This window comes from Pseudoalteromonas sp. SG43-3 (assembly GCF_014164385.1).
Classification (GTDB): Bacteria; Pseudomonadota; Gammaproteobacteria; order Enterobacterales; family Alteromonadaceae; genus Pseudoalteromonas; species Pseudoalteromonas distincta.
In genome coordinates this window covers 70,196-84,464 of the sequence record NZ_JACJFC010000014.1, presented here as the reverse complement: position 1 = coordinate 84,464, position 14,269 = coordinate 70,196, and the positions used below count along the sequence as shown (strand labels likewise).

The window sequence follows — 14,269 nt, the reverse complement described above, 5'->3', positions numbered from 1 at the left end:
TCATGTATCTATGAAATAGGTAACTTCAATCATAAAAATCAATTAACTTGATATGCAGTTTTTACTTTATCTTTACTTTTGCGTTGCACACACATCGCAATCTCGTCACTTGTATTAACAAGTTATTAGTAAAACGCTTTTACACACACAATTATAAGGATAGAACTATGAACAAATCGTATTTACGTTCATGTATTCTGACTGCATGTTTAGCACCTTTAGCTATTTCGGCTCAAACTGCCGAAAAAACTACAGAACCTAAAGCAGATAGTGGTATTGAGTTAATAACGGTTACAGCACTTAGAAAAACAGAAAGTTTACAAGATGTGGCTGTACCTATTGATGCCGCAACAGGTAAAGAACTATCACGCATCGGTGTTACCGATGCAACAGGGCTTAATAAAATATCACCTGCACTCAATGTTGTCTCTGGTGGCGGCTCTAATACTGTATTTTTTGTCAGAGGCGTTGGTAACTTTGCTGTAAATGCATACACAGATGCTGCTTTAGCATTTAACGTAGACGGTGTATTTTTAGGGCGCCCAACAGCCACAACGGCATCATTTTTAGATGTAGAACGTATAGAGGTTTTAAAGGGACCTCAGGGCACTCTTTATGGCCGAAATGCAACAGCGGGTGCGATCAATGTTATTTCAACAAAACCTGAACTTGGTGAGACATTTGGCAATATTTCTATTGGTGCTGCTAACTATGGAACAATAACAGCTTCTGGTGCTGTCAATTTACCAATAAGCGATGACTGGGCAGCTCGTTTTGCGATTGGCAAAACTAAAAATGACGGCTACAACGATGATGGTACAGCGGCAACAGATGATACCGCATTCCGCGCACGTTTATTTGGTGAGTTTTCAGAAGATGTAAACCTTACCGTCACTGCAGATTACTCAACAACAAAAGGCAATGGTAATTCACCTTCATTTGAAGGTAGTTACGGATTCCCACTCCAAGGAAGTAATAACCACCCAAAAAATATTCCAGGTTACAACTTCAATCCTGCTCCAGATAACGTATCAGCTCCTCATACAGGCCCAGGTACACCAGCTGCAGTTGAATACTACACAGGCCAAATAACCTCGCCAGCATTTACTTCTATCACTCCCCTATATGACCCTTATATAGACAACGAGTATATGGGGGTGTCGGCAGAGTTAAACGTTGCAACATCATTGGGTGATCTAACAATTATTCCGGCTTATAGAGAGAATACGGTTGACGTTTTATTTAATAATCCCGCTTTCCAAGCAGCTATTAATCAAGAAAATCACCAGCAATCTAGTTTAGAAGCTCGTTTCTCTACAACCGTAGGGGCGCTTGATTTAATTATGGGTGGCTTTTACTTTGATGAAAAAGTTGATGGTCTAGCCTCATTTAACCAATACAGCTTGCAATCAACGCAAGATATTGAAAACTCCAGTACAAAGTCAACCGCGTTTTTTGTTCATGGTAAATATCACATCTCTGATGATCTTAGACTCGTTGGTGCTGTGCGTTGGACCAAAGATAAAAAAGAATTTAAGGGACAAGCGGATGTATTTCTAAATTTATGTATTAGAGATTTACCAGCCTACCCTGGCGGACCAGAAATCCCTAATTGTGACGGTGCGCCAGTTATTCCTGTTGGTGCAACTGTTGCAGAAACAATTGCATCTATTGATCCAGCGGATTTGCCAGAAGGAGCTCCTATAGCTAATCGAGGTCCTGTTCCGTATGGCCAAATTCCGTTGTTTCCTGGTGCGCCAGATAACCTGCGTGCAAACTTGCTTTTCATTAACCAAACACAAATTGACCGTGTTCAAGAAAATGACGAAATAACGTATCGAGCAGCAATAGAATACGATATTGCTGATAGTAATTTACTCTACACTAGTTACGAAACAGGCTATCGTTCAGGAGGGTTTAGTCCAACAGCAGGTCGTGAAGAGTTTTTACCTGAGTATATAAATGCATGGACATTTGGTTCTAAAAATAGATTTTTAGATAATTATTTACAAATCAATGCTGAGGCATTTATTTGGGATTATGAAGATCAACAGGCAAGTCACTTTGGTATTGATGGTAATGGTAATTCTGCATTCTTTACTGAAAATATAGGTCAATCAAGTATTAAAGGCGTTGAAGTTGATATTCTTTATCAACTGACTGAAGCAACACGAATCAAAGGTAATATTCAATACCTAAAAAATGAGATTGAAGAGTTTAGTTACCTTCAAAAAACGCCAGACGAAGCTGTAAATGTTGTGACTGGTTGTGACACAACGGTAATAAGCATGACTGATGGGGAGCCCACATATAATGTCAACTGTTCAGGTAAGGAAGGCAGAAACTCGCCATCACTTTCTTTAACTGCAAGTATTAACCATTACTTAGAGTTTAATAATGGTTATTCGGCATCGGTGTCTTTTGATGCTCGTTACCGCGACGAACGTTGGGTTGGCTTTGACTTCTTACCATCACAGCGTGCTGAAGATGTTATTACCTTAGACACTTCTATGCAATTATTTTCAGCAAATGATAAGTGGTCAATTCTCGCATATGTAAGAAACATAACTGACGAAGAGATAAAAGCAACATCACAGTTATTTGCAAATGGTGGCAACACCATGGTATCAACCTATGAAAAACCAAGAACATACGGCATTACATTTAAATATGACTTCTATTAAGAGAGCACACACAATGAAAAAAAGTAGTATTTTATTTAATTTATTTCTATCTATAGGCTGTTTAGCATTTACGTTTAACGGTAACGCAAGCGAAACAAAAAATGAGTGGATAACTCTAGGTACGATGGCAGGCCCTATTCCTAATGCAAAACACTCTCAACCAGCTAATGCGATGCTTGTTAATGGTAATACCTATTTAGTAGATGCGGGTGATGGAACTGCAGGGCAATTAGCAAAAGCAGGACTTAATATAAAGGATGTGGATGCTATATTTTTAAGTCACCTTCACTTTGATCACACAGGTGGTTTGCCTGCAATTATTAGCTTAAGGTGGCAAACAAGTGCTAATAATGAGCTTGTTATATATGGCCCGCCAGGTACTCAGCAAACCGTTGATGGTATTTTTAAATACATGACTTACGGTGCATTAGGTCATTATGGTGTTCCTGGTCAAGTTCCAGCTCCTGCAAATAACAATATTAAAGTAATTGAGGTTCAAGATGGCTCAGATATTAAATTTGATGACTTTACCCTAAATGTAATTAGAAACACTCATTATAGCTGGCCAAAAGGCAGTGACGAATGGAACAAGTTTCAAGCTTTATCGTTTAAGTTTACACTGGATGATGGTTATACTGCTGTTTACACTGGTGACACGGGCCCTAGTAAGGCCGTAGAAAAACTCGCAAACGGCGTTGATTTATTAGTTAGTGAGATGATGGATATTGATCATACCGTTAATCAAATTAAGAAAACGAATCCTCGTATGCCAGAGAAAAAATTTAAAGGTATTCATAGGCACCTTTCAAAGCATCACTTATCTCCTCAGCAGGTCGGTGAGCTGGCTAAAGCAGCAGACGTAAAAAAACTCGTTATTACTCATATGGCGCCAGGGTTAGATACTTCAGAGGAAATCGACTTTTATACCAAGCAAGTGCAAGGTGAATACAAAGGGACGATATCAATAGCTCAAGATTTGAATCGGTATGAATTAAAGCACTGACCTAATTATATAAAACTATAAGTCGCCTATTAAGGCGACTTTTTTATAAGTTTTGTGCAGTAGAAATTACTTTTTCTCTTAACCACCGGTGTATAGGGTCGTTATTAAGTGTAGGGTGCCACATCATTGATTCAACTAAAAGGGGTGTATCAAAGGGAAATGAAACGACCTTTAAACCATGCTTTTGTGCGTGTATATTGGCAAACTTTTTGGGTAAAATAGCTACGCGTTGAGTCCCCTTCAAAGTATAAATCATAGTAGAAAAGTCATTTGTAATAATATCAACTTTTCGACTTCCTCCCATCGTCTCCGTTAACCATGTTTCAATACTTAAATGACTTGTTCGTGCAAAACCTACCGACACATGCCCCATACTGCCAACTTGTTCAGCTGAAATTACATCACCAGCAACTAACTTGTTATCCATATCGACTACACATGCAAGTTCATCAACCATAAGTAATGAACTAGGGTAACCATCAAGCATTACCGATTCCGGTGCTATAAATAAATCGGCTCCTCCTTTGGTAAGTATATTAACTTCATGCGAAAACGGCGATAAAAACTCAAACGTCAATAATGGAGCTAACGTAGCAAGCTCGGTTAAAATACTAGAAAACAGAACTTGAATAACATAATCCGATGCAACAATTTTGAAATGACGTTCACTTTTTAATGGATCATTAAATCGCTTACCAATAATCCCGCCTCTAATGGTTGTCAGTACTTCAGTAATTGGTACTTGAACTTCAAGCGCAAAAGGTGTCGGTTGCATAGTTTTACCAACTTGCACCAACAAGTCATCCTCGAAAAAGGCACGTGCTCTACCCAAAATACTGCTCATAGCAGACTGCGATAAATGCAGTCTCTTAGCGCTTTTGGTTATGTTTTTTTCTTCTAGTAAAACATCTAATGCAACCAGTAAATTTAAATCTAAATGCTCAAATCTCATAACATTGGCCCACTGCTGATTTTTAAATTTTGATTATTTTTAAGTATTAAAATTATTGATACAACCTATCTAAACATTCAATTTCATCAATTGCAAATGAAGTATTAATATGACTTAAACCAAAGTTTAACAACATCTGCGGACACACAATGAAATTTGCAACAATTAATAATTCAAAACCAGATGGTCAGCTTGTATTAGTCTCAAAGGATCTAACTGACTACGTAGACATTAGCGACCTAGCCGGCACGCTCCAAGAGGCACTAGATTTATGGCCTGCTATACAAGATAAGCTTTTACTTCGCTACGAGGCACTTAACGCACTTGAGCTAACAGGCATTAATAAAGTGTGTAACACTCAATTAATGGCCCCTTTACCACGTAGTTGGCAATGGTTAGACGGTTCACTTTTTTTAAATCATGGCGTGTTGATGCAGCAAGCATTTCATCTGGACCCAATCGAAGATGCTGATATTTATCCACTTGTTTATCAAGGTGCTGGCGATAGCTTTCTTAGCGCTAATGATAAAATTGCAGCTCCAAGTAACGAAGTTGGTCTTGATTTTGAGGGCGAATTTGGCGTGATGGTCGGTGACATCCCAATGGGGAGTAGTCCAGAGTTTGCACTTGAGAAAATACGTCTAATAGTCATGCTTAACGACATCAGCTATCGCGCACTCGGGCCAAGAGAAATGAAAACAGGTTTTGGCTTTGTACAAGCTAAAGGCCCTACCAGCTTCGCACCATTTGCTATTACCCCTGATGAGCTTGGTGAAAACTGGCGTAATGGTCGTATTTCACTGCCACTAGAAGTTTACCGTAACGACAAATGGTTTGGTGCGCCTGATGGCACAGAGATGTTTTTTGGTTTTCATGAATTAATTGCCCATGTCGCTAAAACTCGCCCTATTAAAGCGGGCACCGTGTTTGGCTCAGGTACTGTTTCTAACGCAGATATTAGTAAAGGACAAGCCTGTATCTCAGAGCTACGTGCTAAGGAAATGATTGCCACAGGCAAACCACAAACAGACTTTTTACAATCTGGCGAAACAGTTCATATGCGAGTACTAGATTCGCAGGGCAAGTCAATATTTGGAGATATAAAACAAGAAGCCATAATGGAGAATACACATGTTTAATCCATCACAATACACATTAATCGATTTATCGGTAACGCTTGAGAATAACCCCTATACCGATCCACCGCCATTATTACCAAAAATCGAGTATACCGACCACCAACAAGGTTGGCCAGAAATGTCATCAATGTTCCCTGGTTTAAAAAAAGATCAACTCCCAGGGAATGAATCGTGGGCGGCTGAACGTTTAGAGATCACCACTCATAGTGGCACTCACATGGACGCACCATGGCACTATGCCTCTACCACAGATGGTGGAAAACCAGCCTTTGGTATTGATGAGTTGCCCTTGGAGTGGTGTTTTCAACGCGGTGTTAAATTAGATTTTAGAGATTTCCCTGATGGTTATGTAATTACTGCCCTAGACGTTGAAAAAGAGCTAGCCCGAATTAATCACACCTTATCGCCGTTAGACATCGTTTTAGTCAATACCCGTGCAGGCTCTGTTTACGGTAAGCCTGGTTACCTTGATGCTGGTGTTGGTATGGGCCGCGAAGCCACCTTGTATCTTTTAGAGCGCGGTATAAAAGTTGTGGGTACCGACGCTTGGAGCTGGGATGCTCCTTTTAAATTCACTAAACAACGTTTCGAAGAAAGCGGCGACCCATCAATCATTTGGGAAGGCCATAAAGCGGGTCGCGACATTGGTTATGGGCAAATGGAAAAGCTAGCAAACTTAGCATCACTACCAAGTAGTGGTTTTTTAGTTTCATGTTTTCCTTACAAAATTAAACATGCCTCAGCAGGTTTTGTCAGAGCTGTCGCATTTCTAGAAAAGTAGTTGAGCACAACACATTAATTTATTAAGAGGTTATTATGTTTAAGTATTTCCCGACGAATTATGTATGGAATTTATCAGTAAATTTAGCTATCGAAATGGGCGCTCGCATTGGCGAAATCGAAGAAATGTGTGGCCCTTTACAAGAGGCTGCAAAATCACCAGATAAAGAAGGCGTTCAAGCATTTAGAGACACGTGGGCTAAAATGGCCGATAAACTATGTGGTCTTGCTGAAGAAGATCTAGAACGCGGCAGACTGCTTTCTGCAGGGTACAAATATAATCGCGCTGCAACCTACCTTATAACCTGTGAACGCATTCAAGCACATGGCGCCTCGGGAAGAACAGAGCTGTATAAACGTTCACTTTCGCTTTTTCAAAAATCAATCGAACTGGGTCACGAAAACTGTGAACGCGTGGAAATTCCTTATGAAGGCAAACACCTTAGTGCTCTTTATGTCAAAGCCAGAGGCGTTAAAGGCCCTGCCCCTATTCTTATACAAATAAACGGCCTAGATTCATCAAAGGAAATGAAATATCGCGTTGGTTTACCACAATGGTTAGCAGAACGTGGCGTTTCATCACTTGTTTTAGATCAACCAGGTACAGGTGAAGCGTTAAAGCTACAAGACTTCCATGCTCGTTTTGACACTGAGCATTGGGCAAGTGTTGTTGTTGATTGGTTAGAACAACATGATGAAGTAGATAGCAAGCTAATTGGCATGGAAGGTGTCTCTTTAGGTGGCTATTACTGCCCTCGTGCGGTAGCGAATGAACCGAGACTTGCCCTAGGCTGTGTATGGGGTGCAAACCACGATTGGCGTGACGTTCAAAAACGTCGCTTAGAAAAAGAAGGTGACTTCCCCGTACCTCATTACTGGGCACATGTGCAATGGGTTTGGGGTGCAAAAAATATGGATGATTTCATGGAAATTGCTGAAAACGTCCACCTTGATGGTCAAATTGAAAAAATTAAAGTGCCATTTTTAGTCACTCACGGCGCTAAAGATTCGCAAATTCCACTTAAATGGGCCGAGCGCACCTTTGAGCAACTAGTCAATAGCCCTAAGCGTGAGCTAAAAATCTTTACAGAACGAGAAGGTGGTGTACAGCACTCTAGCTTCGACAACAGTTCAAACGCGGGTCAGTACATAGCTGATTGGGTAGCTGAAACATTTAACGAATTAAAAAAACAATAAGGATCACACCATGAATATTATTGGCCCCGATACGCTTGTTTTTGGTGTTGAAGACACCGAGAGTTGTAAGCAGTTCGCACTAGATTATGGCTTAACACAAAAAACTGAAACACGATTTGTTGCTCTTGATGGCACAGGTATTGAGATTAAAAAAGCAGATGACAGCTCATTACCGAATCCTCTTGCTACCGGTTCAATGCTGCGTAAAACAATTTACGGTGTAAAAGATCAGCATACAATAGATGCTTTAAAAACAGAGCTTGAAAAAGACCGAACAGTAACAACTTTAGACGATGGCAGTATCGAATCTGTTGACGATTTAGGGTTTGTTATTGGTTTTCAAGTGACCATACGGCAATCGCTCGAGAATCTACCAGCAGAAAAAGTCAACGCGCCAGGGTGTGAAAACAACCGTGCTGTAAACAATATTGGTATTAATACAGACTTCAAGGCAAAGCCTCGTAGCCTTTCTCATGTTGTGTATTTTGTACCGGATGCCGTTAAAGCTGAAGCTTTTTACGCACAGCGTTTAGGCTTCATTACAACGGATCGTTTTACCCATGTAGGTCCTTTTATGCGCCCTGCCGGTACCAACGATCACCACACATTATTTTTTATAAATACCCCGCCACACATGCAAGGTATTGAGCATTTCACTTTTCATATGAGCGGACCAACAGAAGTTTCTCAGGCAGGTACTGCCTTAGTTAATAAAGGCTATCAAAGCTTTTGGGGGCCAGGTCGTCATATATTCGGATCAAACTGGTTTTGGTACTTCAAAAGTCCGTTTGGCTGCAACATTGAATATGATGCTGATATGGATTTACACGATGATGAATGGACTGCACGAGAAGCAATGCCGGGTGCTGATAATTCGCAAGCTTTCTTGCTGCAGTACCGCGAAAAGTGGGCACCAATGGGCCCACCTCCCGGTAAACCAGAGTAATCATGAGTAAAGTATTTATCGCCTATAAAAGCGATATTACAGAGGGTCAAGCTAAAGGCTTTGACCCTCTTAATCAAGGGCGCGACAGCCTCTTTATAGTTCATAAAAATGGGGAGTATTATGGCTATAAAGATATCTGTCCTCACTACGGTGATACCACATTACCTTGGAAAAAAGATAAATACTTAGATTCAAAAAGTGATCAAATAGTCTGTGCTGCTCACGGCGCTTTATTCGAAATTAGCACTGGTATTTGCACACAAGGGCCATGTAAAAATCAGGCCTTAACAAACATTGAATTAGATATTCACCAACACAATGAAATTTGGGTGGATATAACAACAATAAAGGAGTTCTAAAATGAACCCGTGTATTTCTAATGTATTAATAATTGGTGGTGGCTTCTCTGGTATGTCGGCAGCCATCGAACTTGAGAAAAAAAATATAGCTGTCGATTTGGTAGAAATTGATCCTAACTGGCGAGCAGAAGGGGCTGGGATCAGTTTAGGTGGAGCTACAATTCGAGCTTTTCAACAACTTGGAATTTTAGAAGAGTTTTTAGCAAAAGGCAGTGCCCATGAAGGGTTAGATATATATGCCCCACATGGTTTGCACCTGGCCCATATACCAACGCCATTAATGGCTAATGCTAATATTCCAAAAGCGGGCGCTATAATGCGACCAGCACTTGCACAAATTTTGGCAAATAAAACGAAACAAACCAATGCCAATGTTAGGCTTGGCTGTACATTTTCATCTATTGAACAAGACGAAAATGGGGCAACAGTAACCTTTACCGATGGCACAACAAAAACATATGACCTAATTATTGGTGCTGATGGCTTGTACTCAAAAGTACGACAAGTCACATTCCCTGAAGCTGAAAAGCCTAAATTTGTAGGCCAAGGTGTATGGCGAGCCGTACTGCCTCGCCTTGAAGGCATCGATAACACGGTAATGTGGGTAGGCGAACATATTAAAGTAGGGGTTAACCCTATGTCGAAAAACGAAATGTATATGTTTGTTACAGAGGATAAAATTGAAAATAATTATATTGAACCAAAAGACTTTTTACCTTTATTAAAAGCACTTGTAGCCAAATTTCCAGCACCGGTAGTACAAGAAATACATGCTCACCTAAATGAAAACTCTAAAATTGATTACCGACCACTTGAAGGGTTATTAGTTAAAGAAGCATGGCATAAAAACCGAATCGTACTTATTGGCGATGCAGTACATGCAACGACACCTCATTTAGCGTCGGGTGCATGTATAGGTATTGAAGACGCTATTGTACTGGCTGATGAACTAACTAAGCATGCTCAGTTAGAACACGCACTAACCGCTTTTAAAGAGCGTCGTTGGGAGCGTTGTAAGCTTGTTGTTGAAAACTCAGGTCGACTTGCTCAAATTGAAATAGAAGGAGGCGACAAAGCTGAGCACTCTGCAATTATGCGCGACTCCCATATTGCTTTAGCTAAAGCAATATAACTGACCCGATTTTAGGTTAACTAGGTTGTTAATACCCCTTCGCTGAAAATGAGTGACAGCGAGGGGGTATTATTTATATTATCCCAACTAATTATAAAAATAACGGACGCCTTGCCATATCAAATGCAGGGATAAAAAGCTCAAAATAAGTCGTAATACCTTTTTAAAATTAGATGTGGGAATCTTATTTAATACATGTAAACCTATAAACGTTCCGAACACACCACTAATAACCATACAAAAAATTAAAGGCAGCCAATTAAAAAATGCAAATCCAACAACGCTAAAAACCGCCGCTTTTAATACATGCTGAAGTGCCATACAGCTTGAAAATGTTGCCGTAAATTTTAATTTTTCATACTCTTTTGTATACAAATAACTGCTTACAATTGGGCCGCTAGCGCCAACAAATACAGAGAGAAAGGCAGTACTTAACCCTGCAATAAGGCGCACGCTTGGTGATGTGCCACTAAATTTGGGCTTTGGACCCCACAACAAATAAAAAATAAATATTGCCAACACAATTTTCATCGGCTCAAGTGCTATTTGTGTTACTACAGTAGTCGATAGCACAGCACCAAACAGCCCCCCTACTGAAAAATAAGCCAACATATCTAGGTCAATGTATCTATACGTTGCTATTGCACGAGTCGCATTAGAGCCTAACTGAACAAGGCCATGAACAGGAATAACAATGGACATAGGCAGCATTGAGGCCATTGTAAGAAGTAGTAATAACCCGCCTCCTGCACCAAATGCGGCGGTAATAAATGATCCAAAAAAAGCGGATGCAATTAAAATCCCCGCATAAAGCGGGGTGAGTAAATCATTTAGTAATAAGCTCAAAACGAAAAACCTTAATTGCTACATTTAAAACTCTTCGGTGTCTATTTCCGCTTGAGTTGCTTCAGGATAACGCGGACCACTAACTGAGAACGGTGAGAATAAAGCTGATAGTTGCGTTAACTGCTCTGCTGACAGTACAATTTTTTCAGCACTTACATTATCGGCTAAATGTGCATTATTCTGTGTGCCAGGGATAACATGAATATGCTCACCTTGATGAAGCACCCAGGCTAAACACAATTGAGCCAGTGTTAAATTTGTGCTTTGTGCGATAGATTTTAATGCACTTAACAATTGCTTGTTTTTGCTAAAATGAGGTTCATTAAAGCGTGGCATACCACGTCTAATATCACCTTCAACTAGTACCTCTAGACTGGTAACCTGCTCAGTTAAGAAGCCTCTCGCTAATGGTGAAAATGCAATAAAAGCAGCCCCTATATGCTTACATGTTTCGAGGACTGCAATTTCAGGATTACGCGTCCATAACGAATACTCTGTTTGCACTGCTGCAATCGAATGTACGCTATTTGCTCGCATTATTGACTCGGCTGATACCTCAGATAAGCCAATTGCTTTAATTTTTCCTTCACCAACTAAGCGCGAGAGCTCGCCAACACTCTCCTCAATCGGCACAGATTGATCCATACGATGTAAGTAATATAAATCTAGAACTTCTGTATTTAGACTAGTTAAAGACGCCTCTATTGTTGATCGAAGCGTTTGTGGACGCCCATCAATAACACGCTTGCCATTAACGCCCGCCATACCACATTTGCTCGCCAAAAAAATTTTATCTCGGTGTGGAGCTAAAGCTTTACCTAGTAGGGCTTCATTTTTACCAAATCCATACAAAGCGGCAGTATCAAAATGCTCAACACCTAAATCAATCGCTGCGTGTAATAAATTAATTGCAGCTTCATCTGAGGGAGGACTCCCATAGGCATGGCTCAAGTTCATACAGCCCAACCCAATTGGATTAACGCTATGACCATTAATTTTACGCTTATTCATACGCCCTCCTTTGCGATTAATTATTGATTATTTAATTGCTGCTCTAAGTCGTGAAGCACCCGATAACAATCAAGTACCTGCTCCACACTTGAATTAGGCTCGCGACCTTCTTTTATAGCAGTAAAAAACTCTCTATCTTGCAGCTCAATACCATTCATTGATACATCAACAGCGGAGACATCAATCGCATTTTCTTTGCCATCCACTAAATCATCATAGCGTGCTATGTATGTTCCTGTGTCACCAATATAGCGGAAAAATGTTCCTAAAGGCCCATCATTGTTAAACGATAATGATAAGGTACAAATTGCACCATTTTCAGCTAGTAATTGAATAGACATATCTAAAGCAATACCAAGCTCTGGGTGAATTGGTCCCTGAATAGCATTCGCTTTAACCACTTTAGCGCCTGCTTGATAAGCAAATAAATCAACAGTGTGCGCAGCGTGGTGCCATAAAAGGTGATCAGTCCACGACCGGGCCTCGCCTTTAGCATTGATATTTTTACGACGGAAAAAGTACGTTTGTACATCCATTTGCTGAATACTAAACTCATCAGCCGTTATTTTATTATTAACCCATTGATGTGATGGATTAAAGCGCCGAGTATGCCCAACCATACAAGTCAGCCCCGTGCGCTTTTGTACCTCAACTACCTTTAATGAATTCTCCCAGCTATCTGCTAATGGGATTTCAACTTGCACATGCTTACCCGCTTCCATACATTGGATAGATTGCGCAGCGTGTTGCTGAGTAGGTGTACATAAAATAACTGCATCTGCGTCAATTTTAAGCGCATCATTTAAGCTTGTAAAAACCTGTGGAATGCCATACTCATCAGCCACTTTTTGAGTTTTTTCTAGCGTACGACCAACAAGTGCTACCACTTCAACACCGTCGATATTTTTAATACCGTCAAGGTGCTTAATTCCAAATGCGCCTGGTCCAACAACAATTACTTTCATAAAATTTCTCCAGGTTATTTATTTTCTAAAACAAGATGACCAACAGCAGTATTAGATGCGGGTACATGATAATGACGCTTCTTTAATTCAACCTCATCATTGAGCGCACCACGCATTACGAGCCACATAATAAGCTCAATGCCTTCAGAGCCAGCTAGGTTAATGTATTCAAGATGTGGTTTTAGGGCTAAGTTTTCAGCATCATCAACAATGTCATCTAAAAAAGCATTATCAAATTCTTTATTAATTAAACCTGCACGCGGTCCCTGTAATTGATGGCTCATGCCGCCCGTCCCCCAAATTTGTACATTCAGGTCTTCATCAAAACTTTCTACAGCTTTACGTAACGATTTACCTAAATTGTAACAACGCTGCCCAGATGGGGTTGGATAAAGCACTACATTTACTGCAATAGGAATAACTTTACACGGCCAATTTTCAGGCTGACCAAACATCAGTGATAACGGGACCGTTAAACCATGATCAACATCTAAAGTATTGACGACAGTTAAGTCAAAATCGTCTTGAATAACAGATTGAGCAATATGTGAAGCAAATTCAGGATAGCCTTTTACATTTGGCACAGGACGTGGCCCCCATCCTTCATCGGCTGGCTTAAACTCTTCACCCGTTGCAATCGCAAAGGTAGGAACTAAATTAGAGTCAAACGCGGTTGCATGATCGTTATATACTAATAATACAACGTCTGGTTTTTGCTTTTTTATCCACTCTTTAGCGTAATCATAACCCTCAAATAATGGTTTCCAATACTCATTATCTGTTATGCCATTATCAATAGCAGCCCCAATAGCCGGAACATGTGATGTAGCAACACCTGCATTTATTTTGGCCATGATTAACTTCCTTTCTTTAATGTATTACTGCTGTCGGGTGCACGACCCCCTGATAGCATCATTTGCGCGTATTCATCTTGTGTCATCCCCGTCATCGTTGATGCTGCGGCTTGAAAACTAATACCGTCGCTAGAAAATATTTTTGCAAGAAAATAAATATTGCCGCCTAGGCTCATCATTCTGTTGTAATCACGTGCTATAACCGCTTCTTTTTGTGCTTCGCTCATTGGCCACTCATCAAGGTAGACTTTCTCACCTGCTTTAAATTTCTTCCGATTTGGCGCTTTCATCAACGACATGCAAAATTGATTTAAGTGAAAACCTAAACGCGCCATATCGGCGTCAAATATAATGGTACCTGGCACCTCTTTGTAAGGTTTATTAATAGCCATATGTATTCC

The 14,269-nt window shown here is 40.3% G+C and carries 14 protein-coding genes; 8 read left to right on the top strand and 6 right to left on the bottom strand.

The features are described from left to right. Positions 1–167: 167 nt before the first annotated feature. Together H5157_RS13830 and H5157_RS13825 are read left to right on the top strand one after the other, a co-directional pair. On the top strand, positions 168–2,684 hold the full coding sequence (locus H5157_RS13830) for a TonB-dependent receptor (RefSeq protein ID WP_154902994.1): 2,517 nt from the start codon (positions 168–170) through the stop codon (positions 2,682–2,684). Between the two features lie 13 nt (positions 2,685–2,697). Then, a complete protein-coding gene (locus H5157_RS13825; protein ID WP_182695754.1) occupies positions 2,698–3,687 on the top strand; it encodes an MBL fold metallo-hydrolase in 990 nt (329 codons plus the stop codon). Between the two features lie 43 nt (positions 3,688–3,730). Here H5157_RS13825 and H5157_RS13820 read toward each other — a convergent pair whose 3' ends face one another. Next, complete coding sequence (locus H5157_RS13820) at positions 3,731–4,639, bottom strand: LysR family transcriptional regulator (RefSeq protein WP_154902992.1); 909 nt, start codon at positions 4,637–4,639, stop codon at positions 3,731–3,733. A gap of 149 nt (positions 4,640–4,788) precedes the next feature. Here H5157_RS13820 and H5157_RS13815 point away from each other — a divergent pair, with 149 nt between their 5' ends. Genes H5157_RS13815 through H5157_RS13790 form a run of 6 tightly spaced genes read left to right on the top strand, consistent with a single transcriptional unit; the run spans position 4,789 to position 10,192 of the window. Next, positions 4,789–5,778, top strand: a complete 990-nt coding sequence (locus tag H5157_RS13815) for a fumarylacetoacetate hydrolase family protein (protein WP_182716392.1) — start codon at positions 4,789–4,791, stop codon at positions 5,776–5,778. Then, entirely contained in the window at positions 5,771–6,559 is a 789-nt protein-coding gene (locus H5157_RS13810; RefSeq protein ID WP_154902990.1) for a cyclase family protein, read from the top strand. Before H5157_RS13815 ends, H5157_RS13810 begins: the two co-directional genes overlap by 8 nt. A gap of 35 nt (positions 6,560–6,594) precedes the next feature. Further along, a complete protein-coding gene (locus H5157_RS13805) occupies positions 6,595–7,755 on the top strand; it encodes a S9 family peptidase (RefSeq protein WP_182724893.1) in 1,161 nt (386 codons plus the stop codon). A 10-nt stretch (positions 7,756–7,765) separates the two neighbouring features. Then, positions 7,766–8,701: a VOC family protein gene (locus H5157_RS13800; RefSeq protein ID WP_154902988.1), complete on the top strand. Its 936-nt coding sequence runs from the start codon at positions 7,766–7,768 to the stop codon at positions 8,699–8,701. Positions 8,702–8,703: 2 nt separating this feature from the next. Next, on the top strand, positions 8,704–9,060 hold the full coding sequence (locus H5157_RS13795; RefSeq protein WP_182695759.1) for a Rieske (2Fe-2S) protein: 357 nt from the start codon (positions 8,704–8,706) through the stop codon (positions 9,058–9,060). Position 9,061: 1 nt separating this feature from the next. Then, positions 9,062–10,192: an FAD-dependent oxidoreductase gene (locus tag H5157_RS13790; RefSeq protein ID WP_182681167.1), complete on the top strand. Its 1,131-nt coding sequence runs from the start codon at positions 9,062–9,064 to the stop codon at positions 10,190–10,192. Positions 10,193–10,279: 87 nt separating this feature from the next. On the opposite strand, the gene H5157_RS13785 is transcribed toward H5157_RS13790, so the two are convergent. The 5 genes from H5157_RS13785 to ligA are packed head-to-tail and all read right to left on the bottom strand — an operon-like array spanning position 10,280 to position 14,260. Beyond that, complete coding sequence (locus tag H5157_RS13785) at positions 10,280–11,038, bottom strand: sulfite exporter TauE/SafE family protein (RefSeq protein ID WP_182724892.1); 759 nt, start codon at positions 11,036–11,038, stop codon at positions 10,280–10,282. A gap of 24 nt (positions 11,039–11,062) precedes the next feature. Continuing rightward, positions 11,063–12,049, bottom strand: coding sequence for an aldo/keto reductase (locus tag H5157_RS13780; RefSeq protein WP_182724891.1), 987 nt, complete (start codon positions 12,047–12,049; stop codon positions 11,063–11,065). A gap of 20 nt (positions 12,050–12,069) precedes the next feature. Then, positions 12,070–13,014 carry a Gfo/Idh/MocA family oxidoreductase gene (locus H5157_RS13775; protein WP_182681164.1) on the bottom strand — a complete coding sequence of 315 codons (945 nt, stop codon included), beginning with the start codon at positions 13,012–13,014 and terminating at the stop codon, positions 12,070–12,072. A 14-nt stretch (positions 13,015–13,028) separates the two neighbouring features. Next, the gene (locus tag H5157_RS13770; protein ID WP_154903788.1) at positions 13,029–13,868 is read right to left on the bottom strand and encodes a class III extradiol dioxygenase subunit beta; all 840 of its coding nucleotides are present in this window, start codon (positions 13,866–13,868) and stop codon (positions 13,029–13,031) included. Between the two features lie 2 nt (positions 13,869–13,870). After that, positions 13,871–14,260 (bottom strand): protocatechuate 4,5-dioxygenase subunit alpha, encoded by a 390-nt coding sequence (ligA, locus tag H5157_RS13765; RefSeq protein WP_154903787.1) that lies wholly within the window; start codon positions 14,258–14,260, stop codon positions 13,871–13,873. Between the last annotated feature and the right edge of the window lie 9 nt (positions 14,261–14,269).